We start from the raw sequence: 22,765 nt of genomic DNA on the forward strand, positions 1-22,765 counted from the left end.
AATATGTTTATTGAACCTTCGCTTACAGGAGGCCGGAGAGGTTGGATCGAAGTGATTTGCGGATCGATGTTTTCCGGTAAAACGGAGGAACTGATCCGCCGGCTGAACCGGGCGAAGATTGCCAACCTGTCCGTTGAAATCTTTAAACCCGCCATGGATGTACGGTACGATCATGAAGATATTGTCTCACACAACGATTCGCGCATCCTTTCCACCCCGGTGGAAAGCTCGCAACAAATGCTCCTCCTCGGACAGGGTACCGACGTTGTCGCGATCGACGAAGCCCAGTTTTTCGACATGGAACTTCCCAACGTCTGCGACCAGCTTGCCCTCCAGGGCATCCGTGTGATCGTGGCCGGCCTCGATATGGACTTTCGCGGCGAACCGTTCGGTCCCATTCCCGCCCTGCTTGCCAAGGCGGAGTATATTACCAAACTACATGCCATTTGTGTGCGTTGCGGCAACATCGCCACGCATTCCTACCGGCTCTCCGCCGGATCGCAGAGGGTTTTGCTCGGCGAAAAGGACCACTACGAGCCCCGCTGCCGGCATTGCTACGCCAAAGGCGATGCTGTCTGAGCCCGCAGCTCAGGGCTCTACCTTCACTTTAAACGTAAATTTCTTCTGGGTAATATAACTGAAACATACGACAACAACCGTTGTCAGGATTTTGCCTATGGTGGGGTAGAAATGGCAATAATCCACGAAAAGCTTCATCAGCACGTAATTCATCAGCAGGCACACGGCCACGAGCAGGAAATATCTCGCAAGCTGCACCCGCCCGCGCAGGTTGGAATCAGAAAACACGATGTATTTGTTCAACAGGAACCCCGTCGGGAAACTCACCAGAAATGCCATGAACACGGCCGCAATGTGCGGGCTTAGCGCAATGAACGGCAACTCCACCACCTGCTTGTTCAGCACGAAGTTGTAAAAAACGAAAAACAGGAAGATATCCAGCACCGTATTCCCCCCTCCGCAAGCAAGGTAACGGAAGGTCTGGAATGGCATCACCTTCGCAAATGGCCTGTAAAAGAAGGTGAGGATATTTAAAATGAGATGCTTCATTGCGTAAAAACGTGGCAAAGCTACAAACGAAAAAGGAAATCCCGGACCCGAAATCCGCTTTTTTAACATCCCTTTTGGATCCGCCTAACGTACCCGCCGGCGCTGCTTCCAGGCCGAAGGTGCTTTTGCGCTGCCATTAAGCTGCGGAGCGGCAGCAGCGGGCTGTTCCCAGAGAACGGCTGCCAGGATGGCCGCCGCGCGGGCCGCATCATCTTCCGGCGAAGCCTCCAGGGCCTGCGGGGTAAAGTAACGGGCAATAAAGTTGGTGTCGAAATTCCCTTCGATGAACGCCGCCTGCTGCAATGCCCATTTGCCGAACGGCAACGTGGTCTTAATACCGGTCACCCGGTATTCGTCGATGGCGCGGATCAGCCGCAGCCGGGCCTCATCGCGGTCGGCCCCCCAGGCGATCAGCTTGGAGATCATCGGGTCGTAAAAAATAGGAATATCCATCCCTGCCTCATATCCGTCATCAACCCGCACGCCGGGGCCCTGCGGACGGATATACGTTTCCAGCCGGCCCGTATCGGGCAGGAAGTTATTCGCCGGATCCTCGGCGCAGAGCCGCAGTTCGATAGCGTGGCCATTGATTGTCAGATCGTTTTGCCCGAAGGAAAGCTTTTCGCCGCGGGCTACGCGGATCTGTTCCTTCACCAGGTCGAGGCCCGTGATCATTTCGGTGACGGGGTGCTCTACCTGCAGGCGGGTATTCATTTCGAGGAAATAGAAATTCAGTTTTTCGTCGACCAGGAATTCCACTGTTCCGGCGCCGTGGTAATTACAGGCGCGGGCTACGTCTACCGCGCACTGGCCCATGGCCTGGCGGATGTCAGGGGTGAGGCAGGAGGAAGGAGCTTCCTCGATCAATTTCTGGTGGCGGCGCTGGATGGAGCACTCCCTTTCGAAGAGGTACACCACGTTGCCGTGGCGGTCGCCCAGCACCTGTATTTCAATATGGCGGGGCGAGCCCACGTATTTTTCGATGAAAACGGCGTCGTCACCGAAAGCGCTGAGGGCTTCACTTTTGGCGAGGCGGATCTGTTCTTCCAGTTCGCTTTCCTTTTCCACCACGCGCATGCCTTTCCCGCCGCCGCCGGCAGAAGCTTTAATGAGGATGGGGAAACCGGTTTTCTTTACCACTTCCTTCGCTTCTTCCAGGCTTTTGAGCGGCGTTTCAGTGCCGGGCACCATAGGCACCCCGAATTTTTGCGCCGCTTGTTTGGCCGCGAGCTTGCTGCCCATGGTTTCGATGCTGGATGCGGAAGGGCCGATGAAAATGAGCCCGGCGTCTTCAACAGCCTGCGCAAAGCGGGCGTTTTCGCTGAGGAAGCCGTATCCGGGATGGATGGCGTCTGCCCCGGTGGATTTCGCAACGGCGATGATCTTGTCGCCCAGCAGGTAACTCTGCGCGGATGGCGCGGGACCGATGCAAACGGCTTCGTCGGCATACTGCACAAATGGCATGGTTCGGTCGGCTTCGGAATATACGGCTACGGTGGCGATTCCCATTTCCCTGGCGGAGCGCATAACGCGCAGTGCTATTTCTCCCCTGTTGGCGACAACGATTTTCTTCATGGTCAAAACATTGCGATAAAGCGCTAAAGTTAATGGATTTCAAATTGGCGGATCAAAGTTATCTTTGCCGCGTGAAAAGTCCCATTTCCCAGATATACGCTTTGGTCCGCAAAGACCTGTTGCTTGAATGGCGGCAACGCCACGCCCTTTTCGGCATTTTATTGTATGTGTTTTCGACGGTTTTCGTCATCAACCTGATGGTGCGGGAGCCGGAGGAAAGGATGTGGAACGCGATGTTCTGGGTGGTGCAGTTGTTTGTGTGCGTGAATGCGGTGGCGAAGAGTTTCGTGCAGGAGAACCGGGGGCGGCTGCTGTATTTTTATTCGTTGGTCCACCCGCGTTATTTTATTGCCGCGAAGCTGATTTACAACGTGTTGCTGATGATGTTATTTTCGGTGGTGACGTTGGTGTGCTGCATACTTTTCCTGGGGAACCCGCTGGCGAAGCCGTTGTATTTCCTGGGTGTGGTGCTGCTGGGCGGGGTGAGTTTGAGCGTATTGTTCACGATGCTGGCGGCGATCGCGGCGCAGGCGAGCCAGAATGCGGCGCTCATGGCGATCATGGGTTTTCCGCTGATCATGCCGGTGCTGATATTGCTGAATAATATTTCCCAGAGCGCGTTTTCGCCGGTGGTGCAGCCCGGGCTGGGGGGGATGTTCCTCATGCTGGCAGGGCTCGATGTACTGGTGGTGGCGCTGGCGCTGATCCTCTTTCCATTCCTCTGGAAAGAATAAAATTCAACAAAATACCTTCCGGGGTGCGGATTATTCAATGCGGAAGGCCTGCTTTGCAGGTTCATCAAAATCCTCAATTTGCTTTGCCGTTAGCGGATAAACGTGTAGGTTTGCCCCCAATATTTCATTAGAGTAATGGCTAAAAATTGGTGGAAAATACTCTCCGTACTGCTCCTGCTTTATGTGATCGTCGGAGGATTCCTGGTTCCGGTGCCGGTTATCGGCAACAATCAGCAGGCTGCCCGCAGCATCTTCTTTCACTTGCCGATGTGGATGGCAATGTATACCCTGCTCACGATATCCGTCGTTAATTCCATCTGGTACCTGGCTACCAACGACCTCCGCCGCGACGTGCGCGCTTCCAGCGCCGCCAGCGTTGGCGTGTTGTTCGGGGTAATGGGGTTCCTGACGGGGATGTTCTGGGCCACCTATACCTGGGGGGGCACTATCGTGAACGATCCCAAACAGATGACCACTGCCATCGCACTGGCGATCTACATGGCTTACCTGGTGCTCCGCATGTCGTTCACCGACATCGACAAAAGGGCCCGGGTTTCGGCGATCTACAATGTATTCGCGTTCGCCCTGCTCATTCCCCTGACTTACATTATCCCCCGCACGGTGGATTCCCTGCATCCGGGAAGCGCCAGCAGCCCGGGGTTCAGCGATAAAGACACCGCCGGTACTATCAAAATGGTGCTCTGGCCCGCCTTCCTCGGCTTTACCCTGCTCGGCATCTGGATCTATACCCTTCGCAACCGTTATAAAAGATTGGCTCTTAAAAATATCCTTCATGGTTAACAGAATATCCGTTTCCCTCTTCGCCGCATTCCTGCTCCTCGTTTCCGTAGCCTTCGGCCAGGAAACTACCACCGTAGTCCAGGATGCCGCGTCCCAGCAAAACACCGAAACCGGCGCCGTGAACGAATTTTTCCGCAGCGACAGCAAAATTTATGTGGCCGTGGGCATCCTGGTGATCATTTTCAGCTGTATAACGTTATACCTGGTACGGCTCGATCGAAAAATCTCCCGGCTGGAAAAAGAAAAATAGCCTTTTTAGCGCGTCCCTTCCTTACAAGTCTGCTTACAACACCAAAACAACATATCTAAACCGTTTTTTATGGCTAAAGCTAAAATGCTGACGCAAGAACCGCACTATAACTTTTTCCACAGCGTGGAAATGAGTTTCGACAAGGCCGCGCAATTCACCAAATGGGAATCCGGGATTCTCGAGCAGATCAAGGCATGCAACGCCGTTTACCGCATGAAATTCCCTGTGCGTGTGGGCGATGGCATCGAGGTGATCGAGGCTTACCGTGTGCAGCACTCCCATCACAAACTGCCCTGTAAAGGTGGTATCCGCTTCAGCGAAGAAGTGAACCAGGACGAAGTGATGGCCCTCGCCGCACTCATGACCTACAAATGCGCGATCGTGAATGTGCCCTTCGGCGGCGCAAAAGGCGGTATCCGCATCAATCCCCGCAACTATTCTCCCTTCCAGCTCGAAAATATCACCCGGCGCTACACGGCCGAACTGGTAAAGAAGAACTTCATTGGCCCCGGCATCGACGTTCCCGCGCCTGATTATGGCACCGGCGAACGCGAAATGAGCTGGATCCTGGATACCTACATGTCGCTGCGCCCCGGTGAGATCGACGGCTATGGCTGCGTGACCGGCAAACCCGTTTCCCAGGGCGGCGTCCGCGGCCGTAAAGAAGCCACCGGCCTCGGTGTATTCTACGGTCTGCGCGAACTCTGTAACGTGAAAGAAGATATGAAGCGCCTCGGCCTCGAGCCCGGCCTCGAAGGTAAAACCGTTGTGGTACAGGGTATGGGCAACGTGGGCTACCACGCCGCAAAATACTTCCACGAAGCCGGCGCCAAAGTAATCTGCCTCATCGAGTGGGACGGCGCCATCTACAACCAGAAAGGCCTCGACCCCGACGCCGTGCTGAAACACCGCAACGAAACCGGTTCCATCACCGGCTTCCCCGGCGCCAAAAACCTTAAAAAGAATACCGACGGCCTCGAAATGGATTGCGACATCCTCATCCCCGCAGCCCTCGAGAACGTTATCCACGAGGAAAACGCCCCCCGCATCAAGGCGAAAATCATCGGTGAAGCCGCCAACGGCCCCATTACGCCCGAAGCCGACGACATCCTTTCCAAAAAAGGCGTGATCGTAGTACCTGACATGTTCCTCAACGCCGGCGGTGTAACCGTTTCTTACTTCGAATGGCTGAAAAACCTCAGCCATGTGCGCTACGGCCGCCTCGGCAAACGCTTCGACGAAAACATGAACATCCACATCCTCGGCCAGATCGAGGAACTGACCGGCAAAAAAGTTTCCGAGAAAGAACGCAAATTCATCGCCCACGGCGCGGATGAAGTGGACCTGGTGTATTCCGGCCTGGAAGAAACCATGATCACCGCCCTCCACGAAGTACGTGAGAAATCTCTCGAGCACAAAAAAATCAAGGATATGCGTACCGCCGCTTACGTTTGCGCCATCGATAAGGTGGGCTCCGCTTACGAGCAACTCGGTATTTTCCCCTGATTTTGCACACATATGGACTGTACGACAACGGCCGGGCATTTTGCCCGGCCGTTACTTTTTATATAGAAAATTGAATTTCAATATGCTGTCAATCTTCCGCCGGGGCAGGCGGGGCAACGGGCGGGTAATCCGGCAAGTCATGTTCGAACACCCAGCTGGCGGCGGAATTATCGAGGCGGCAGCACCAGGTGTTGACGCCATTGGTGATCACCAGCCAGGGAACGGGCAGCGCCATATGGTACCGCACGATCTGCTCCAGCACCGGCTGTTTCAGCGGAACGCCCATTTCCTTGCATTCCACGATCATCCATGGTGTGGCTTCCCGGGAATAGACCACGATATCGCAGCGCTTGCGCAGCTCGCCCAGGTGCAGCTCTTTCTCGATGCTCAGTAATGCCCCCGGGTACTCGCGGGATTTCACCAGGTAGTTCAGGAAATTCTGCCGAACCCATTCTTCCGGCGTGAGCGTCACGTATTTTTTGCGGTATGGATCGTAAATCATTTCCCGGCCGTTGGTAGCCGTGATCTTGAAATCGGGTTGCGGAAAACGGATGGATATCATACCGCGAAACTAGGGATTGGATGGCTTTTTGCCGAAAAAACATTACATTCACTTGTCAAAAGGCTATGAAGACGAAAGAAGAGATAGTAGCTAACTGGCTGCCCCGTTATACGGGTGAGAAACTGGAGAACTTCGGGTCTCACATCCTGCTCACCAACTTTACCAATTACGTACTGCAATTCTCCCAGTGGAACAACGCCAAGATCGTTGGCGCCGACCGTCCCATGCAATGCTGTACGGCAGGCGATATCACCATCATCAATTTCGGGATGGGCAGCCCCGGCGCGGCAACCGTCATGGATCTGCTCAGCGCCATTGCGCCGAAGGCGGTGCTGTTCCTGGGGAAATGCGGTGGGTTGAAGAAGAAAAACAGTATCGGCGACCTCATCCTGCCGATCGCGGCTATCCGCGGCGAGGGTACGTCGAACGACTACTTCCCGGCGGAAGTGCCTGCCCTACCGGCATTTGCCCTGCAAAAAGCTATTTCCACCACCATCCGCGAATTCGGGTGCGACTACTGGACCGGCACCTGCTACAGTACTAATCGCCGTGTTTGGGAGCACGATGCCGATTTTAAGAAATACCTGGAGCGGATCCGCGCCATGGCTATCGATATGGAAACGGCGACCATCTTTTCGGTAGGTTTCTATAATAAAATCCCTACCGGCGCGCTCCTCCTCGTTTCCGACCAGCCGATGGTGCCCGAAGGCGTGAAAACTGAGGAAAGTGATAAAAAAGTGACGACCGAGTACGTGGACCGGCACCTGCGCATTGGCATCGATTCCCTCAAAAATCTCATCAACAGCCACCAAACCGTTAAACACCTCTTGTTTTGAGCCCTGTACCGTTGGTTTCCATCCGCAACCTTACCGTTGATTTCCGTGGCGAAGACCATGCGGTTACCGCCGTCAACCATATTTCGTTCGACGTAATGCCGGGCGAAATCCTGGGCATCGTGGGAGAATCCGGTTCTGGAAAATCGGTAACGTCACTTGGTATCATGCGGCTTATTGCCGCGCCGGGGCGCATCAGTGAAGGAGAGATCATTTTTCAGCCCGCCGGTCAGCCGCCGCAGGACCTGCTCCGCTTGCCGGAAGCCGCCATGCGGCATTACCGTGGGCATGAGATCGCTATGATCTTCCAGGAGCCCATGACCAGCCTTAACCCGCTACATACCTGTGGGAAGCAGGTGGCGGAAGCCATCATATTACACAAGAAAGTATCGCCCCGCGAAGCCCGCCGGCAAACCATCGCGTTGTTCGAACGCGTGCGCTTGCCCCGGCCTGATGAGGCGTATGGAAAATATCCGCACGAATTGTCGGGGGGCAGAAGCAGCGCGTCATGATCGCGATGGCGATTTCTTGCGGCCCGCGGCTCCTGATCGCCGACGAGCCCACCACGGCGCTCGATGTAACCGTACAGAAAACGATTCTCGAACTGCTGCAGGAATTGCAGCGCGAAATGGGGATGAGCGTTGTCTTCATCACCCACGACCTCGGTGTGATCGCGGAGATCGCCGACCGGGTAGTGGTGATGTACAAAGGTGAGATTGTGGAAGAAGGGGCGGTGAAACCCATTTTCGAACAGCCAGTCCATGCTTATACGAAAGGCCTGCTGGCCTGTAGGCCTCCGCTGGATCTCCGCCTGCGCCGCCTGCCTGTGGTGAATGATTTCACAGGCAGCCGTGAGCCCGTGGAAGTAAACGCTTTCGTGCGTTCCCTGGAGATGCCGGAGCCGGAGATGCGGGCGCGGCAGGAAATGTTGTTGGAAAGGCCGCCGTTACTGGAAGTGGAGAGCCTCAGCACCTGGTTCCCTACGGGTAGAACGCTTTTCGGGAAAGTGAAACATTGGACGAAAGCGGTGGATGATATCAGTTTTACAGTCCGGGAAGGGGAAACATTGGGACTGGTGGGCGAATCCGGTTGTGGGAAAACGACATTGAGCCGGACGCTCCTGCGGTTGGTGGAGCCCACGCACGGCGCTATACGTTACCGCGGCAGGGATCTGCTGTCGCTTTCCGCGGCGGAGCTGCGCGATATGCGGAAAAACATCCAGCTGATCTTCCAGGATCCTTATTCCTCGCTGAATCCCCGGATGACCGTGGGCCAGGCGATCCTCGAACCGTTGCAGGTGCACGGCTTGTATGGAAACGACCGGGAAAGGAGGGACAAGGTGCTGGAGCTGCTGGAAAAGGTACAGTTGTTGCCGGAACATTACCACCGTTACCCCCATGAGTTCTCCGGCGGGCAGCGGCAGCGGATCGTAATCGCAAGGGCCCTGGCATTGCATCCGGAATTTATTATTTGCGACGAGTCGGTGTCGGCGCTGGACGTGAGCGTTCAGGCGCAGGTACTCAACCTGCTGCGGGCGCTTCAACACGAGTTTAATTTCACGTATATCTTTATATCTCATAATCTGTCTGTTGTACATTTTATGAGCGACCGGATGATGGTAATGCAAAAAGGGAAGATCGCGGAAATGGGCCCGGCGGAGGAAGTGTATCACCGTCCGGCTTCGGCGTACACAAAGGAATTGATCGCGGCGATTCCGGGCCGGTGAACCTTATTTTCATAAATGCATTATTATTCGTACCTTTGCAGACTTTAAATTCATTCATACCGTAATATGAAATTATCACAATTCAAGTTCGATCTGCCGTTAAACCTGATCGCACAACATCCCTCCAAGACAAGAGACGAGAGCCGCCTGATGGTTGTAAACCGCGCCACTGGCAAAATCGAGCACAAGGTTTTCAAAGACATTCTGGGTTATTTCAACGACAAGGACGTAATGATCGTGAACAACACGAAAGTGTTTCCCGCGCGTCTGTACGGCCGTAAGGAGAAGACCGGTGCGAAAATCGAAGTGTTCCTGCTTCGTGAGCTGAATAAGCAAAACCGTCTGTGGGACGTTATCGTTGATCCGGCCCGGAAGATCCGCGTAGGCAACAAGCTGTATTTTGGAGATGATGAGAGCCTGGTGGCGGAAGTGATCGACAACACCACTTCCCGCGGCCGTACCATCCGTTTCCTGTTCGAAGGGAACGACGAAGAGTTCAAGGCCGTACTGGACAGCCTGGGCGAAACCCCGCTGCCGAAGTACATCAAGCGCAAGCCGGAGGAAGAAGACAAGGAACGTTACCAGACCGTGTACGCCAAGTACGAAGGTGCGGTAGCCGCTCCCACCGCTGGTCTTCACTTCAGCCGCGAGCTGATCAAACGCCTGGAGATCAAAGGCGTGAAGTTCGCTGAAGTAACCCTTCACACCGGCCTGGGCACCTTCCGCCCCATCGAGGTGGAAGACCTGAGCAAGCATAAAATGGATGCGGAATATTTCCACATCGATGAATATGCGGTGAAAATCGTGAATAAGGCGAAAGAAGAAAACCGCAAGATCTGCGCCGTAGGTACCACTTCGGTACGCGCCGTAGAATCTTCCGTTACTGCGCAGAATCACCTGAAGGCAGCGGAAGGCTGGACCAACACCTTTATCCATCCTCCCTACGACTTCTCGATTCCCAACGCACTGGTAACCAACTTCCACCTGCCCAAAACGAGCCTTCTTATCATGGTTTGCGCCTTCGCCGGCTACGACCTGATCATGGAAGCTTACCAGCAGGCCATCAAGGAAAAATACCGGTTCTTCAGCTATGGCGACGCCATGCTCATCATTTGATCCGGCCAACAGATTTTAAAAAAGGCAAACAGCGTTCACTGTTTGCCTTTTTTTATCAAAATATCCTTATTTCGCAGTATGCCAGACAGGAAAAAGATAGCGGTCATCGTAGCCGGTGGCTCCGGCCTCCGGATGGGAAGCACCATCCCCAAACAATTCATGGAAATCGGTGGCAAACCCGTTCTGCACCATACCATCAATGCATTCCGCCACGCCTACCCGGATATCCGGATCGTGCTCGTCATCCCCGAAGCACATAGTGCATACATCGCACCATTACTTGTTTCCTTCGACGCGCCGCCTTCCATCACCATTGTGCATGGGGGTGAAACGCGCTTTCATTCCGTGAAAAACGGACTGGCCACCATTACCGAACCTGCCGTGGTTTTCGTTCATGACGGTGTGCGGGCGCTGATTTCGCCCGAACTGGTCCGGCGCTGTTGCGAAGGCGCCCTGGCGAAAGGGAACGCCATTCCTGCCATAGAGGTGAAAGATAGTCTCCGGGAAGTGGATGATGAAGGCAACCTGGCGGTCGACCGAAGCCGTTTCCGTATTATCCAGACACCGCAGACGTTCCTGTCCGAGCAATTGCTGCCTGCTTTCGGACAGCCGTATGATCCCCTGTTCACCGACGAAGCCAGCGTGGCTGAACGGTTTGGGGCGGAGATCCACCTGGTGGAAGGGGAGGAGCGAAATATCAAAATCACCCGTCCGCTGGATCTTGCGATCGCGGAGGTTTTGCTTGCCACGAACAAATAATCAGCCTTTTTTGAAGCCCATCGCAATGAACTTTTGTTGCTTGCCGTTGGGTGGCCAGATGTGAATGACGTTGCCTGTCCTGCAACCGCATTCCAGGCAATTCTGTGCTTTACCTGCTACGCTTTTGCGGAAAGGGGTAGCGATGGTGATGCCGGTTTTCGCTTCCAGCCACGCGTCGAGCTCTGCCTGGAAATTCGCGCTGGAGCGGTCGATGTCCTGCGACCAGGGGTTGTTGCATTGGGTTTCGTCCATCACCAGGGTATCACCCAAAGGTTCAATTTGTTCGTCATTATTACACGATACATTAACCAGCATAAAACCGGTCAACAGCAGGAGTAAACCTTTCCTCATGAATACATTGTTTGTTTAAAAACGCCGGGAAGATAGGAAAAGTTAAGGTCTGGTGAATCCCAGGTCGATAAACTTTTGTTCCGAACCCGCCGGCGGCCATACGTAAATGACGTTGCCCGTTGTGCAGGAACATGCATAACATATCTGCGTTTTTTCAGGATACATTTTACGGAACGGCGTGCTGATATCGACGCCGGTTTCAGTTTCCAGCCATTTTTCAAGTGTCTGGTTGAACGAAGCGGCGCCAGGAGCGATATCTTTCGCCCAGGGGGCGCTACAGACGGTTTCGATGTATTGAAAAGCATCCGCCAGTTTGGGGGATTTCTTGTCTTTTTTGCAGGAACCGGTGGCCATGGCGGCGGTGGCAAGTAAGCAGAGAAGTGTGAATTTCATATTTCAGGTTTAATCCAGTTGAAGTTCCGAAGCACGTTTAAAGCCCATATCCAGGAATGCCTGTTCGGAACCATCGGGTACCCAAACGTAAATCGTATTGCCCGTGAGGCAGGTGCAGGCGGCGCATAACCGTATTTTCTCCGGGATCACATCTCTTTTGGCGGTCAGTATCGCGATCTTGGTTTTGGTATGGAGCCAGGTTTTGAGTTGTTTATTGAAATCTTTTCCCGTCCGCGGGACATCCATGGCCCAGGGATCGGCGCACTGAGTTTCGCTGTAAACGAGGGCGTCTTCCATTTTAGGGGGCTTGCTGTCTTTGTTGCAGGAAACGGTTGCCATAAAGGCGATAAGGAATAGCTGCAGCTTGTACTTCATAGTATCAGGTTGATTTTAAATAAAGAGCTCAGGGTTTGAAAAATCCGAGATCGATAAATTTTTGTGCGTCGCCGTTGGCTGGCCATAAATAAATCGCATACCCGGGGGACAGGCATCGCAGCCTACGAACTTGTCGCCGCCAACATTTTTCACTTCCAGTTTCGCGATGGTTTCCCCGGTTTCCGCTTCCATCCAGGCTTTCAGCTTTTGAGCATAGTCGGGATGAAAGCTTCTGACCTTGGGGTGCCAGGGGTCGATGCATTGCGTTTGATTGTATTGTAAAGCGCGGGAAGGGGAAGGCGGTTTGTCTTTCTTTTTACAGGAAATGGAAACCAGGGCAATGAATGCCGGCAATAAAATAAGCCTGTTTTTCATGTTCGCGTGGTTTCTTTTGAAACGCAGGGAAAACAAGAAAGGTTACAGCGCGCAGAAAAGATGAAGTCCCGGAAAGCTTATTCCGACTGCCCTTTCCCGATTTTTTGCAGGATCTGATGGGCTGCTTCCAGCGCCTGGAATCCATCGCGCACGTTTACGGCAACGGGTTTGTTTTCCAGGATGCTGTCGCGGAAGAGTTCCAGTTCCATGCGGATGGCGTTGGATTGTTTGATTTCCGGATTGTCGATCGCAATGGTTTTTTTTCCATTGTTAGTAGCAATGTCGAGCGTGAAGAGGCCTTCGTCTGCCGGGGTTTTCAGTTTGATGATTTCGGTTTTCTTGTCGAGGAAGTCGATACCGATATATGCGTCTTTCTGGAAGAGGCGCATTTTCCTCATTTTTTTGAGGGAGATGCGGCTGGAGGTGAGATTGGCGACGCATCCGTTGTGGAACTCGATGCGAACGTTGGCGATATCGGGGGTGTCGCTCATGACTGCTACGCCGCTGGCGGAAATCCTGCTGATGCTGGATTGTACGATGCTCAGCACGATATCGATATCGTGGATCATGAGGTCGAGGATCACGCTCACGTCAGTACCGCGGGGATTGAATTCCGCCAGGCGGTGCACTTCGATGAACATGGGTTTGAGGTCGTATCCTTTCAGGGCGAGGAATGCGGGATTGAAGCGCTCCACATGCCCTACCTGGAATTTGATATTGGCTTCTTCCACGAGCTTCACCAGCAGGCGGGCTTCCTCCATGGTATTGGTCATGGGCTTTTCTACAAAAACATGCTTGCCCATTCGGATGGCCGTTTCGCACAACTGGAAGTGCTGGGTGGTAGGCGCCACAATGTCGATCGCGTCGGAGGCGCGGATCAGTTCTTCCGCCGTCTCGTAACGGGGAATGCTGTAAGTTCCCCGGATACTATCCGCATTGGCGTCGCTGGGATCGAAATAACCCGTCACTTCCACATCTTTCATGGTCGATAACTGGGAGAGGTGAATTTTGCCCAGGTGCCCTACTCCAAACAAGCCAATTTTTAGCATGCGCGATTGTTTTTAAGAAAATTCCTGCAAATGTAACAAAACGACATGTTATTACTTTATATATATTCGTAAGAACCCCGGTCAACCAATGCGCTTTTTACTGCTTATCATATCTTTTTCACTGGCGTCCGCACTTCAGGCGGCGGCACAGTCGTGTCGGCAGCCGGGACAGACGCCTCAGAGCGCTTTTCCCGTTTGCGGTTCCCGAAACCTGACCCAGACTTCCGTTCCCATCTGCGATGGCCGCACCCTCCGGCTGAACTTCTGCAGCACCGTGGACCCCAATACGGATTATGAAGACAAGAACCCATTCTTCTATAAATTCACCTGCTTCCAGGCCGGAACGCTCGGGTTTACGATCGTGCCCAACGATCTCGACGACGATTACGACTGGCATATCTTCGATGTAACCGGCCTGAATGTAAACGATATTTATACCGACCCTTCCTTGCAGATTTGCGGGAACTGGAGCGCACGCCCTGGCCGCACCGGCGCCAGCAATGCAGGGCAAACGCACATCAACTGCGCGGGCGACGATTACCCTAATTTCAGCAGCATGCCGGATTTGAAGGTAGGGCACGAATACCTGTTGCTCGTTAGCCATTTTACCGATACGCAAAGTGGCTATACCCTGTCTTTCGGCGGCGGCACCGCCGTGATCACGGACCCCAACACCGGGAAATTCACTTCCGCCAATTACCGTTGCCATCACAACCGGGTCGTTCTAAAATTCTCGAAGAAATTCCAATGCAAGACCCTCGCAGCCGATGGCAGTGACTTCGAATTGTTCGGTACACCGGCCAGGATTCTGAGTGCGGAGGGTGTCAATTGCAGAAATGCCTTCGACATGGATTCCGTGGTGCTGACGCTGGACCGCCCCCTCGGTCCGGGTAATTATACCATCCGCATGAAAAACGGTACTGACGGGAACACGCTCCTCGATCCCTGCGACGTGCCCATCGCCGCCGGAGAAAATATCATCATGACCATCGGCGTACCGCAACCCGTACCCTTCGATTCCATTAAGCCGGTAGGCTGCAAGCCTGACAGGCTGATGGTGATCATGAAAAATCCCATCCGCTGTAACTCCGTGGCGGCCAACGGTTCCGATTTCAGAATTATCAACGTGGGTACCGGCCCGGCGGTATCGGTCCGGGGCGCCAATGTTTTCTGCGACGATGAATTGACCGACAGTATCGAAGTAATTCTCAACGGCCCTGTTTTGCTCGATGGCTCCTACCGGCTGAGCCTGGTGCAGGGGACAGATGGCAATACCCTGGTCAGTGAGTGTCATGTGCAAACGCCTTTGGGCCAGTCGGTCCCGTTTCTTACCAGTGATACCGTAAACGCCGCCTATACCTGGCGGACGAGCCTGGATTGCGCATCGGATACCATATACCTGGAGCATGACCGGGCGCATAATGTTTCGGAATGGACCTGGCTGTTCGATGACGGCACTACCCAATCCGGGCCAACGGCCAGCAAGGTTTACTATAAAGGCAATTTCGGCGTCAAGCCGGTGAAGTTGACGGTATCCAACCGCCAATGCCAGGATGACCATATCGTGCGCATCGATCTGCCCAATGAATTGGTGGCGGCGTTTACGCCGGAATCCTGGGTGTTGTGCCCGCTGGACCTGGTGAGGATTTTCAACCGCAGCACAGGGAACATCATGGAGCATCACTGGAGCCTGGGGCATGGTCCCGGATCGCAACGGCGTACGCCGGATCCTTACCGTTACCCGATGTCGGAGCGGGAGGAAACGTATGACGTCCGGCTGATCGTGGTCGACAACCTGCAATGTGAGGACACGGTGATTCACCAGCTGAAGACGGTGCCCAGTTGTTATGTTGCGGTTCCGACGGCCTTTACGCCGAATGGGGATGGGGTCAACGATTTCCTGTATCCGCTGAATGGTTATAAGACGGCGGACCTGTTGTTCCGGGTATTTTCCCGAAACGGACAGATGGTGTTCGAGACCCGTGACTGGCAGCGTAAATGGGACGGGCGGGTTAACGGAGCGCTTGCGCCTGTGGGCACTTACGCCTGGCTCCTGGAATACACGAATACCGAATTGAACCAGCGGGTATTCCTCAAAGGTGTCAGCACGTTGCTGCGATAGCGCGGTTGCTTTCGGGTGCATGGCCGTTCTAATTGGACCCAATTATGCTTTCTCGCACTGTTAGGCTTCCATTTACACAAAACATGCTGGTTGCTCCTTCCTGCTGTCGCCAGGCCGTGGCCGTTCATACAGGCATCCACTTTGGATCCGATGCTGCCTTCCCGGCAATGCGCGGCATTCCCCGCTGGCTGCTCCTTCCTGCTGTCGCCAGGCCGTGGCCGTTCATACCGGCATCCCACTTTGGATCCGATGCTGCCTTCCCGGCAATGCGCGGCATTCCCCGCTGGTTGCTCCTTCCTGTTGTCGCCAGGCCGTGGCCGTTCATACCGGCATCCACTTTGGATCCGATGCTGCCTTCCCTGCTATGCGCGGCATTCCCCGCTGGTCGCCCCTTCTGCCAGGGCCCGGTCGTCATACCGATGCCCGGAACCATGCAATTTTCCGTTTCGGTGAATATTCGTCGAAACTTCGTCCTGGTAACATCAGCTGCCACTTCTCCAGCTTTCCCTGATTTCACAGTGCGCCATCCTCCCGGAGGCTATAATAGCCCTGATCGGTGACGATGATGTGATCCAACACCTCAATTTCCAGCAGGCGGCCACCTGCCTGGAGCTGCTGTGTAATGCTGATGTCGGCTTTGCTGGGTTTCAACAGGCCGGAAGGGTGGTTGTGGCAAAGCAGTAGGCGGGTAGCCCGGTGCTCGAGGGCCATGCCGAACACAATCCGGGGATCGACGGTAGTGGAGGTAATGCCGCCCGTACTGATGCAGGCCTGGTACACGATCCGGTTGGCATGATTCAGAAAAAGAACATAGAAGCTCTCGCAGTCCTGGCCCGATAGCAGATTCCGGAGATATTCCGCGGCCATGCCGATGGAAGTGATTTCCGGTTTTTCCAGCAGGGGGCTTAATTGCCTGCGGCGGCAAAGCTCCAGCGCAGCCAGCACGGTGGCGGCCTTTTTGAGGCCGATGCCCCTGAATTTGCGCAGCTGCGGAAGATTCAGGCGGCCCAGCTCACGGAGATCATTGCCGCAGCTTTCGAATACTTCGCGCGCCAATTCCAGGGCGGATTGCTCCGGTGTTCCGGCATTAATGATAATGGCCAGTAATTCAACGATACTCACCGATGATGGCCCCGTTTTCAACATTTTCTCGCGCGGCCGGTCATCTTCAGGCCACTCTTTCATACGGCGGCGCCGCAGTATCTTCAAATGCCTTACAGGCGCGGGTTCCCGGTAAGCCGGGTTAACAAAAATGGCTTCCATGTTGACTACAGATTATCCTTCAATTTACCCATTTTTTCATAAAATGCTAATATTTTTAGCAGGAGTTCTCCACATTCCCGGGATTTTTTTCCGCATATCCGCGATTAAAGCTTAGTTTTGCAACCTCTTTTCTTTGTCATGAATCCATCGGTAAAAATCTTCACGGGTAACAGTAATCCCGCTCTGGCCGAGCGCATCGCCGCCAGATATGGAAACGGTCTGGGTAAAGTGAATATCCAGAAATTCAGTGACGGTGAATTCCAGCCGGTTTTCCTGGAAAGCATCCGTGGCGATTATGTTTTCCTGGTACAGGGCACCAACGCCCCGTCGGACAATCTCATGGAGCTCCTGCTCATGATCGATGCCGCCAAGCGCGCCTCAGCCGGGTACATCACGGCTGTTATCCCGTATTTCGGGTTTGCCCGGCAAGACCGGAAAGACAAGCCCCGGGTAGCCATCGGTTCCAAACTGATCGCAAACCTGCTCACCGCCGCAGGGGCTAACAGGGTGATTACCATGGATTTGCATGCCCCCCAGATCCAGGGCTTCTTCGATATACCCGTGGATCACCTCGACAGCTCCGCGATTTTTATACCTTATATAGAGAATCTCAAGCTGAAAAACCTTACCTTTGCGTCCCCTGACGTGGGTTCAACCACCCGGGTGCGCGAAGTGGCCAGCTACTTCAACGCCGAAATGGTGATCTGCGACAAGCACCGCAAACGTGCCAACGAGATCGCTTCCATGGTGGTGATCGGGGATGTAGCCGATAAGGACATCGTCCTGATCGACGACATCTGCGACACGGCAGGCACCCTCACCAAGTCGGCCGCCCTCCTGAAAGAGAAAGGGGCCCGTAGCGTTAGGGCGTTTTGTACCCACCCCGTGTTCAGCGGCAAAGCGTACGAAAACATCGAGAACTCCGTCCTGGAAGAACTGGTGGTTTGCGATACCATCCCGCTCAGACAGGAAAGCGCGAAAATCAAAGTGATCAGCGTGGCGGAACTTTTCGCAGTTGCTATCCGCAACATGTACGAAAACAAATCCATCACCAGCCTGTTCGTTCACAGCCAACGCCGGCTGTCTTAACCAAGTGTATTTTTTTACATCATAAATGTTTAAACAATGAAAACAATAACCATCGAAGGACAACTCAGAAGCGAATTCGGCAAAAAAGCCACCCGCCTTCTCCGTTCTGAGGAAAAAGTGCCTTGCGTTATTTATGGGGGTGCAGAAATCGTTGCTTTTTCCGCTCCGGCTACTGCCTTTAAAAACCTGGTGTACACACCCGATTTCCAGATTGCTGAAATCAAACTGGAAGGTAAAACCTACCGCGCGATCCTGAAAGATCTGCAATTCGACACCGTAACCGACGAGCTCACCCACATCGACTTCCTCGAACTCGTGGAAGACAAAAAAGTAGTGGCTTCCCTGCCCCTGCGCGTTGTTGGCCAGTCCGTAGGCGTAAAAGCCGGTGGTAAACTGGTAGTGAAACTAAAAACCCTGAAAGTGAAAGCGCTTCCGAAAGACCTTCGCGAAAACCTGGAACTGGACGTAACCAACCTCAACCTGAACGAAAACCTCCGTGTAGAAGACGTGAAGGCTGATGGTATTGAACTCCTCAACTCTCCCCGCATCCCTGTTGCTTCCGTGGTAATGACCCGTCAGCTGAAACAGGAAGAAGCTGCTGCCGAGAAGGAGGCCAAGAAGAAATAAATTGGCAAAATATTTATATCAAAAAGCCCGGCAGAATATCGGCCGGGCTTTTTATTTTTGGCATCCCGTTTTTGCGGGACATGATTGAAAGCCTGCCAATATGAAATATTTGATCGTAGGATTGGGAAACATCGGTCCGGAATACCATCACACCCGGCACAACATCGGATTCGATGTGGCGGACGCTTTTGCCGCCAAACACCAGACCGCCTTCCGCAGCGACCGCCTCGCCGATGTGGCGGAAGTGCGCTGGAAAGGGAAAACTTTCGTGGTCATCAAGCCTACTACCTACATGAACCTCAGCGGCCGCGCCGTGAAGTACTGGATGGACAAGGAAAAAATCCCTGTCGAAAACGTACTCGTGATCGTCGACGAACTCGCATTGCCCATCGAAGCCATCCGCCTCCGCCCTGGTGGCAGCGATGCCGGCCACAACGGCCTGAAAAGCATCCAGGAAAGCATCGGCACCAACCAATATCCCCGCCTCCGCTTCGGCATCGGCAACGATTTCCCGAAAGGCAGGCAAGTGGATTATGTGCTCGGTAAATGGTCGGCCAAAGAAGAGCCCTGCATTCAGCAGAAAACCGATAAGTGCGTTGAAATCGTGGAAAGTTTTGCCACAATCGGGTTACAACGCTCCATGAACAATTATAACAACCTTACTTTTCCATTATAGAAATGTAAATTGTATATTTCATGCCGAAAGGTGCCCCTACCTTAACCGCTATAGGTCATGATCCGTGTACCACTGATCGTTATATCAACCGGCATATTTTTTCCCAACATCCGGATGATAGTACGCACAGTGGGCAATGTATTGTGGGCTATGGGTCAAACCATAGGCTTTATTAACCTTACAAAATACACGCATTATGAAAATTATCTGCGTTGGAAGAAACTATGCCAAACATGCAGAAGAATTGAAGAACGAAGTGCCCTCCGAACCCGTGATTTTCATGAAACCCAAAAATGCCCTGCTGCAAAACAACCATCCCTTCTATTATCCGGAATTCACGGATAAACTGCATTATGAGTGCGAGCTGGTGCTGCGGATTTCTAAAAACGGGAAACACATCCAGGAAAGATTTGCCAATAAATATTATGACCAGATCTCAGTTGGCATCGACTTCACCGCGCGCGACCTGCAGGAAACGCAAAAAGCCAAAGGCCTCCCCTGGGAAATCGCCAAGTCCTTCGATAATTCCGCCGTTGTCGGCAAGTTTATTCCCATTACGGAAACCATGGACCTGAAAGACACCAACTTCTGTCTTTACAAAAACAAAGAAATCGTACAGCAAGGCAACACCGCTGATCTGCTGTTCACTTTCGACAAACTGATCGCCTACATTTCCCGCTTCTTCACCCTCAACATCGGCGACCTCGTCTTCACCGGCACCCCCGAAGGCGTGGGCCCCGTCGAAATAGGAGATACCCTCGAAGCATTTATTGAAAACGACAGCCTGTTGGAATTCATGGTAAAATAACCGCATCCCGTTCACCGGTCCGCCAGACTAAAAAAGTAAAAATTAAAAAGTTAAAAGAGTACGGGCTTTTTCCTTTTTAATTTTTTCTTTTACGGGATGTTCGAATAAATCACATCCAAAATCCGCGTCATCTCCTGGAAATCCCCCTCCGTGAGATTCTTCCAGCCGATCTCACGCATCTCCAATACCAAAGGCCGCACCTCCCGGTACTTGTTCACCCCCTCGGGCGTTAATTGCAAAAATACCTTCCGCCGGTCGTCCGTCGACCCCTGGCGCTCCACCAACACTTTCCGCACCAATAACTCGATAATCCGCGAAACCGTTGTGATATCCTTGGAAGTTAGTCGCGCTAACTCATTGTGCGTGATTCGTTTATGTTTGTACAGGTTCTCAATCAGCAACCACTGGTCCACCGTAATGTCCAACCCCCGGGCATCGAAACTCTTCTGCCAGTAATTCTTTATTTTTTTTAATGTGGCATCCAGCTTAAAAAAAGACGGATTACTCACGAAAGATTCATGCATAATCATTAATTTGCAGTAGCAATAGTTGCTATGGCAACTATCTGTAATAACCGGCCATTATCACCAAAACAATCTTACGTGGTTAAAGATAACATAAGCGTTCCTGTTTTGAAAGCCACCATCACGCACCGCGAGACCGACCCCGCCTTCCAGGCGCTCCTCCGCAAAGCGTATGGCCTTATGTGCACCGCGCGGCGCATGGCAGATCAATACGAAGCCAACCGCCCCATCTGCAAATACGTGCATTCCACCTCCGCCGGCCACGAAGCCATCCAGATCGCAGCAGGCCTCCAGCTTAAACCCTGCGATTACGTCAGTCCTTATTACCGCGACGACGCCATGATGCTCGCTCTCGGTTTTTCTCCCTACACCCTCATGCTCCAACTCCTCGCCAAAGGCGGGGACCCCTTCAGCGGCGGCCGCTCCTACTACTGCCACCCGAGCTCCCGCGATACCGATAAACCCATCATACCCCACCAAAGCAGCGCCACCGGCATGCAGGTGATTCCCACCACCGGCATGGCCCAGGGCGTCCAATACCTCGAAAACGCCGGCCTCCTGGCCGATGATGAGAAACCCGTGGTCCTCTGTTCCCTGGGCGATGGCAGCGTCACCGAAGGCGAAGTCAGCGAAGCGTTCCAATTCGCCGCGCTCAAACAGCTGCCCGTTATTTTCCTCGTGCAGGACAACGACTGGGGCATCAGCGTCAGCGCCGCCGAAGCCCGCGCCATGGACGCCTACGAATACGCCGCCGGGTTCAAGGGCCTGGAACGCATCCGGGTTGATGGCGCCGATTTCGAAGCCAGCTACCGTGCCATGGAATCTGCCATCGCATTCGTTCGCGCCGAGCGCAAGCCCATCCTCGTGCATGCCACCGTGCCGCTCCTCGGGCACCATACCTCCGGCGTCCGCCGGGAATGGTACCGCACGCCCGAAGACCTGGCCCGCCATCAGCAACGCGATCCGTTGCCGCGCCTGCGCAGCCAGATCGGCAGCATCATCGAAGCCACCGACATCGAACTGGACGCGCAACGCGGGGTGGAAGAAGCTTTTGCCGCGGCAGTGGCCAGCCCCGACCCGGATATTACCACTGTCCGCGACCACGTATTCGCGCCCACGCCCGTTACGGAAGAAGCCGGCGAGCGCCAGCCCGCAGGCGGCAGTAAAGTGGTGATGGTAGACGCGGCCCTGCACGCCATCGAGGAAATCATGGCCGCTTACCCCGAGGCGATACTTTTCGGGCAGGACGTGGGGCGCAGGCTGGGAGGGGTTTTCCGCGAAGCCGCCACGCTGGCCGAGAAATTCGGTGACGAGCGCGTGTACAACACCGCCATCCAGGAAGCTTATATTATCGGCAGCACGGCCGGGCTTTCCGCCACCGGCGTGAAACCCATCGTGGAAGTGCAGTTCGCCGACTACATATATCCGGGTTTCAACCAGCTGGTAACCGAGCTGTCGAAAAGCTGTTATTTGTCTTGCGGGAAATTCCCCGTGCAATCGCTCATCCGCGTGCCCATCGGGGCTTACGGCGGAGGGGGACCTTACCACTCCGGCAGCGTGGAAAGCACACTGCTCACCATCAAAGGCATCAAAGTCGTATATCCCTCGAATGCGGCGGATCTGAAGGGACTGATGAAAGCCGCCTTCCTGGACCCCAACCCGGTGGTGATGCTGGAACACAAAGGGCTCTACTGGTGCAAGGTGCCGGGCACGCAGGACGCGATGACCATCGAGCCTTCGGACGATTACATCCTGCCGCTCGGCAAAGGCCGCACCGTACAGGAAAGTGAAGAAGGGATGACGATTATCACCTACGGCATGGGCGTGTATTGGGCAAAAGCCGCTGCAGCCCACTTTCCCGGGAAAGTGGAGATCATCGACCTGCGCACGTTGTTCCCGCTGGATGAAGAGCTGGTATTCGCTTCCGTGAAAAAGCTGGGCAAATGCCTGGTGTTGACGGAAGAGCAGCTCGGCAATTCCTTCGCGGAATCCCTGGCGGCAAGGATCTCCCGGCAATGCTTTCGCTATCTTGACGCACCCGTTTTCACTTTCGGCGCACTCGACCTGCCGGCGGTTCCCCTCAATATGGACCTGGAAAAACAAATGCTGCCCACGGCGGAAAAAGTCACGGCCCAGATCCGCGACATCCTCGCTTACTGATTTTCATTTACGGGAAATAGAAA

General features: G+C 53.9%; 26 protein-coding genes and 1 pseudogene. 16 read left to right on the forward strand and 11 right to left on the reverse strand.

The annotated features are described in order from the left end of the window. The first annotated feature begins 3 nt into the window (after positions 1-3). Positions 4-579 carry a thymidine kinase gene (locus WJU16_RS17865; protein WP_341834815.1) on the forward strand — a complete coding sequence of 192 codons (576 nt, stop codon included), beginning with the start codon at positions 4-6 and terminating at the stop codon, positions 577-579. A gap of 9 nt (positions 580-588) precedes the next feature. On the opposite strand, the gene WJU16_RS17870 is transcribed toward WJU16_RS17865, so the two are convergent. Both WJU16_RS17870 and accC read right to left on the reverse strand, forming a co-directional pair. Then, positions 589-1,068, reverse strand: a complete 480-nt coding sequence (locus tag WJU16_RS17870) for a GtrA family protein (RefSeq protein WP_341834816.1) — start codon at positions 1,066-1,068, stop codon at positions 589-591. Between the two features lie 84 nt (positions 1,069-1,152). Continuing rightward, complete coding sequence (accC, locus tag WJU16_RS17875; RefSeq protein ID WP_341834817.1) at positions 1,153-2,643, reverse strand: acetyl-CoA carboxylase biotin carboxylase subunit; 1,491 nt, start codon at positions 2,641-2,643, stop codon at positions 1,153-1,155. Between the two features lie 32 nt (positions 2,644-2,675). Here accC and WJU16_RS17880 point away from each other — a divergent pair, with 32 nt between their 5' ends. The 4 genes from WJU16_RS17880 (at position 2,676) to WJU16_RS17895 (ending at position 5,934) form a co-directional block, all read left to right on the forward strand. Further along, entirely contained in the window at positions 2,676-3,377 is a 702-nt protein-coding gene (locus tag WJU16_RS17880; protein WP_341834818.1) for a heme exporter protein CcmB, read from the forward strand. A gap of 135 nt (positions 3,378-3,512) precedes the next feature. Next, positions 3,513-4,178, forward strand: a complete 666-nt coding sequence (gene ccsA, locus WJU16_RS17885; protein WP_341834819.1) for a cytochrome c biogenesis protein CcsA — start codon at positions 3,513-3,515, stop codon at positions 4,176-4,178. Next, the gene (locus tag WJU16_RS17890; protein ID WP_298717305.1) at positions 4,171-4,428 is read left to right on the forward strand and encodes a CcmD family protein; all 258 of its coding nucleotides are present in this window, start codon (positions 4,171-4,173) and stop codon (positions 4,426-4,428) included. Before ccsA ends, WJU16_RS17890 begins: the two co-directional genes overlap by 8 nt. A 69-nt stretch (positions 4,429-4,497) precedes the next feature. Further along, the gene (locus tag WJU16_RS17895) at positions 4,498-5,934 is read left to right on the forward strand and encodes a Glu/Leu/Phe/Val dehydrogenase (RefSeq protein WP_341834820.1); all 1,437 of its coding nucleotides are present in this window, start codon (positions 4,498-4,500) and stop codon (positions 5,932-5,934) included. 88 nt (positions 5,935-6,022) lie between these two features. Here WJU16_RS17895 and WJU16_RS17900 read toward each other — a convergent pair whose 3' ends face one another. Continuing rightward, positions 6,023-6,496, reverse strand: coding sequence for a type I restriction enzyme HsdR N-terminal domain-containing protein (locus WJU16_RS17900; RefSeq protein WP_341834821.1), 474 nt, complete (start codon positions 6,494-6,496; stop codon positions 6,023-6,025). Between the two features lie 65 nt (positions 6,497-6,561). On the opposite strand from WJU16_RS17900, the gene WJU16_RS17905 reads away from it, so the two are divergent. From WJU16_RS17905 to WJU16_RS17925, 5 genes and pseudogenes are all read left to right on the forward strand, one after another. Further along, positions 6,562-7,332 carry an AMP nucleosidase gene (locus WJU16_RS17905; protein WP_341834822.1) on the forward strand — a complete coding sequence of 257 codons (771 nt, stop codon included), beginning with the start codon at positions 6,562-6,564 and terminating at the stop codon, positions 7,330-7,332. A 95-nt stretch (positions 7,333-7,427) separates the two neighbouring features. After that, a pseudogene (locus tag WJU16_RS17910) lies at positions 7,428-7,837 on the forward strand (ATP-binding cassette domain-containing protein); the annotation flags it as partial. Continuing rightward, the gene (locus WJU16_RS17915; protein ID WP_341838674.1) at positions 7,838-9,055 is read left to right on the forward strand and encodes an ABC transporter ATP-binding protein; all 1,218 of its coding nucleotides are present in this window, start codon (positions 7,838-7,840) and stop codon (positions 9,053-9,055) included. It abuts the pseudogene before it with no gap. A gap of 66 nt (positions 9,056-9,121) precedes the next feature. Further along, the gene (gene queA / locus WJU16_RS17920) at positions 9,122-10,171 is read left to right on the forward strand and encodes a tRNA preQ1(34) S-adenosylmethionine ribosyltransferase-isomerase QueA (RefSeq protein WP_298717294.1); all 1,050 of its coding nucleotides are present in this window, start codon (positions 9,122-9,124) and stop codon (positions 10,169-10,171) included. Positions 10,172-10,249: 78 nt separating this feature from the next. After that, positions 10,250-10,930, forward strand: a complete 681-nt coding sequence (locus WJU16_RS17925) for a 2-C-methyl-D-erythritol 4-phosphate cytidylyltransferase (RefSeq protein WP_341834823.1) — start codon at positions 10,250-10,252, stop codon at positions 10,928-10,930. Here the strand turns inward: WJU16_RS17925 and WJU16_RS17930 are convergent, their stop codons facing one another. The 5 genes from WJU16_RS17930 to WJU16_RS17950 form a co-directional block, all read right to left on the reverse strand. Further along, positions 10,931-11,281, reverse strand: a complete 351-nt coding sequence (locus WJU16_RS17930) for a hypothetical protein (RefSeq protein WP_341834824.1) — start codon at positions 11,279-11,281, stop codon at positions 10,931-10,933. It lies immediately after the preceding gene. Between the two features lie 42 nt (positions 11,282-11,323). Then, positions 11,324-11,674 carry a hypothetical protein gene (locus tag WJU16_RS17935; RefSeq protein ID WP_341834825.1) on the reverse strand — a complete coding sequence of 117 codons (351 nt, stop codon included), beginning with the start codon at positions 11,672-11,674 and terminating at the stop codon, positions 11,324-11,326. Between the two features lie 9 nt (positions 11,675-11,683). Continuing rightward, positions 11,684-12,049: a hypothetical protein gene (locus WJU16_RS17940; protein WP_341834826.1), complete on the reverse strand. Its 366-nt coding sequence runs from the start codon at positions 12,047-12,049 to the stop codon at positions 11,684-11,686. A gap of 15 nt (positions 12,050-12,064) precedes the next feature. Beyond that, positions 12,065-12,424 carry a hypothetical protein gene (locus WJU16_RS17945; protein ID WP_341834827.1) on the reverse strand — a complete coding sequence of 120 codons (360 nt, stop codon included), beginning with the start codon at positions 12,422-12,424 and terminating at the stop codon, positions 12,065-12,067. A gap of 77 nt (positions 12,425-12,501) precedes the next feature. Then, positions 12,502-13,473 carry a Gfo/Idh/MocA family oxidoreductase gene (locus tag WJU16_RS17950; protein ID WP_341834828.1) on the reverse strand — a complete coding sequence of 324 codons (972 nt, stop codon included), beginning with the start codon at positions 13,471-13,473 and terminating at the stop codon, positions 12,502-12,504. 88 nt (positions 13,474-13,561) lie between these two features. On the opposite strand from WJU16_RS17950, the gene WJU16_RS17955 reads away from it, so the two are divergent. Next, positions 13,562-15,595, forward strand: coding sequence for a gliding motility-associated C-terminal domain-containing protein (locus WJU16_RS17955; protein ID WP_341834829.1), 2,034 nt, complete (start codon positions 13,562-13,564; stop codon positions 15,593-15,595). Positions 15,596-15,719: 124 nt separating this feature from the next. On the opposite strand, the gene WJU16_RS17960 is transcribed toward WJU16_RS17955, so the two are convergent. Then, positions 15,720-16,028, reverse strand: a complete 309-nt coding sequence (locus WJU16_RS17960) for a hypothetical protein (protein ID WP_341834830.1) — start codon at positions 16,026-16,028, stop codon at positions 15,720-15,722. 80 nt (positions 16,029-16,108) lie between these two features. Beyond that, the gene (gene radC, locus WJU16_RS17965; protein WP_341834831.1) at positions 16,109-16,858 is read right to left on the reverse strand and encodes a DNA repair protein RadC; all 750 of its coding nucleotides are present in this window, start codon (positions 16,856-16,858) and stop codon (positions 16,109-16,111) included. 138 nt (positions 16,859-16,996) lie between these two features. Here radC and WJU16_RS17970 point away from each other — a divergent pair, with 138 nt between their 5' ends. The 4 genes from WJU16_RS17970 (at position 16,997) to WJU16_RS17985 (ending at position 20,058) form a co-directional block, all read left to right on the forward strand. After that, complete coding sequence (locus tag WJU16_RS17970; protein WP_341834832.1) at positions 16,997-17,947, forward strand: ribose-phosphate pyrophosphokinase; 951 nt, start codon at positions 16,997-16,999, stop codon at positions 17,945-17,947. A gap of 36 nt (positions 17,948-17,983) precedes the next feature. After that, entirely contained in the window at positions 17,984-18,574 is a 591-nt protein-coding gene (locus WJU16_RS17975) for a 50S ribosomal protein L25 (protein WP_341834833.1), read from the forward strand. A gap of 100 nt (positions 18,575-18,674) precedes the next feature. Then, positions 18,675-19,250: an aminoacyl-tRNA hydrolase gene (gene pth, locus WJU16_RS17980; RefSeq protein WP_341834834.1), complete on the forward strand. Its 576-nt coding sequence runs from the start codon at positions 18,675-18,677 to the stop codon at positions 19,248-19,250. Positions 19,251-19,446: 196 nt separating this feature from the next. Further along, on the forward strand, positions 19,447-20,058 hold the full coding sequence (locus WJU16_RS17985; RefSeq protein ID WP_341834835.1) for a fumarylacetoacetate hydrolase family protein: 612 nt from the start codon (positions 19,447-19,449) through the stop codon (positions 20,056-20,058). Between the two features lie 89 nt (positions 20,059-20,147). On the opposite strand, the gene WJU16_RS17990 is transcribed toward WJU16_RS17985, so the two are convergent. Next, positions 20,148-20,582 carry a MarR family winged helix-turn-helix transcriptional regulator gene (locus WJU16_RS17990; protein WP_341834836.1) on the reverse strand — a complete coding sequence of 145 codons (435 nt, stop codon included), beginning with the start codon at positions 20,580-20,582 and terminating at the stop codon, positions 20,148-20,150. Positions 20,583-20,660: 78 nt separating this feature from the next. Between WJU16_RS17990 and WJU16_RS17995 the strand changes: the two genes are divergently transcribed. After that, on the forward strand, positions 20,661-22,742 hold the full coding sequence (locus WJU16_RS17995) for a thiamine pyrophosphate-dependent enzyme (RefSeq protein WP_341834837.1): 2,082 nt from the start codon (positions 20,661-20,663) through the stop codon (positions 22,740-22,742). Positions 22,743-22,765: the final 23 nt, after the last annotated feature.

Origin of the sequence: Chitinophaga pollutisoli, assembly GCF_038396755.1 — a bacterium.
Classification (GTDB): Bacteria; Bacteroidota; Bacteroidia; order Chitinophagales; family Chitinophagaceae; genus Chitinophaga; species Chitinophaga pollutisoli.

Excerpts from the sequence above, each read along its gene's own strand:
- WJU16_RS17865 (WP_341834815.1), top strand. The coding sequence starts at position 4 with ATGTTTATTGAACCTTCGCTTACAGGAGGCCGGAGAGGTTGGATCGAA.
- WJU16_RS17870 (WP_341834816.1), bottom strand. The coding sequence starts at position 1,068 with ATGAAGCATCTCATTTTAAATATCCTCACCTTCTTTTACAGGCCATTT.
- accC (WP_341834817.1), bottom strand. The coding sequence starts at position 2,643 with ATGAAGAAAATCGTTGTCGCCAACAGGGGAGAAATAGCACTGCGCGTT.
- WJU16_RS17880 (WP_341834818.1), top strand. The coding sequence starts at position 2,676 with ATGGATTTCAAATTGGCGGATCAAAGTTATCTTTGCCGCGTGAAAAGT.
- ccsA (WP_341834819.1), top strand. The coding sequence starts at position 3,513 with ATGGCTAAAAATTGGTGGAAAATACTCTCCGTACTGCTCCTGCTTTAT.
- WJU16_RS17890 (WP_298717305.1), top strand. The coding sequence starts at position 4,171 with ATGGTTAACAGAATATCCGTTTCCCTCTTCGCCGCATTCCTGCTCCTC.
- WJU16_RS17895 (WP_341834820.1), top strand. The coding sequence starts at position 4,498 with ATGGCTAAAGCTAAAATGCTGACGCAAGAACCGCACTATAACTTTTTC.
- WJU16_RS17900 (WP_341834821.1), bottom strand. The coding sequence starts at position 6,496 with ATGATATCCATCCGTTTTCCGCAACCCGATTTCAAGATCACGGCTACC.
- WJU16_RS17905 (WP_341834822.1), top strand. The coding sequence starts at position 6,562 with ATGAAGACGAAAGAAGAGATAGTAGCTAACTGGCTGCCCCGTTATACG.
- WJU16_RS17915 (WP_341838674.1), top strand. The coding sequence starts at position 7,838 with ATGATCGCGATGGCGATTTCTTGCGGCCCGCGGCTCCTGATCGCCGAC.
- queA (WP_298717294.1), top strand. The coding sequence starts at position 9,122 with ATGAAATTATCACAATTCAAGTTCGATCTGCCGTTAAACCTGATCGCA.
- WJU16_RS17925 (WP_341834823.1), top strand. The coding sequence starts at position 10,250 with ATGCCAGACAGGAAAAAGATAGCGGTCATCGTAGCCGGTGGCTCCGGC.
- WJU16_RS17930 (WP_341834824.1), bottom strand. The coding sequence starts at position 11,281 with ATGAGGAAAGGTTTACTCCTGCTGTTGACCGGTTTTATGCTGGTTAAT.
- WJU16_RS17935 (WP_341834825.1), bottom strand. The coding sequence starts at position 11,674 with ATGAAATTCACACTTCTCTGCTTACTTGCCACCGCCGCCATGGCCACC.
- WJU16_RS17940 (WP_341834826.1), bottom strand. The coding sequence starts at position 12,049 with ATGAAGTACAAGCTGCAGCTATTCCTTATCGCCTTTATGGCAACCGTT.
- WJU16_RS17945 (WP_341834827.1), bottom strand. The coding sequence starts at position 12,424 with ATGAAAAACAGGCTTATTTTATTGCCGGCATTCATTGCCCTGGTTTCC.
- WJU16_RS17950 (WP_341834828.1), bottom strand. The coding sequence starts at position 13,473 with ATGCTAAAAATTGGCTTGTTTGGAGTAGGGCACCTGGGCAAAATTCAC.
- WJU16_RS17955 (WP_341834829.1), top strand. The coding sequence starts at position 13,562 with ATGCGCTTTTTACTGCTTATCATATCTTTTTCACTGGCGTCCGCACTT.
- WJU16_RS17960 (WP_341834830.1), bottom strand. The coding sequence starts at position 16,028 with ATGGTTCCGGGCATCGGTATGACGACCGGGCCCTGGCAGAAGGGGCGA.
- radC (WP_341834831.1), bottom strand. The coding sequence starts at position 16,858 with ATGGAAGCCATTTTTGTTAACCCGGCTTACCGGGAACCCGCGCCTGTA.
- WJU16_RS17970 (WP_341834832.1), top strand. The coding sequence starts at position 16,997 with ATGAATCCATCGGTAAAAATCTTCACGGGTAACAGTAATCCCGCTCTG.
- WJU16_RS17975 (WP_341834833.1), top strand. The coding sequence starts at position 17,984 with ATGAAAACAATAACCATCGAAGGACAACTCAGAAGCGAATTCGGCAAA.
- pth (WP_341834834.1), top strand. The coding sequence starts at position 18,675 with ATGAAATATTTGATCGTAGGATTGGGAAACATCGGTCCGGAATACCAT.
- WJU16_RS17985 (WP_341834835.1), top strand. The coding sequence starts at position 19,447 with ATGAAAATTATCTGCGTTGGAAGAAACTATGCCAAACATGCAGAAGAA.
- WJU16_RS17990 (WP_341834836.1), bottom strand. The coding sequence starts at position 20,582 with ATGCATGAATCTTTCGTGAGTAATCCGTCTTTTTTTAAGCTGGATGCC.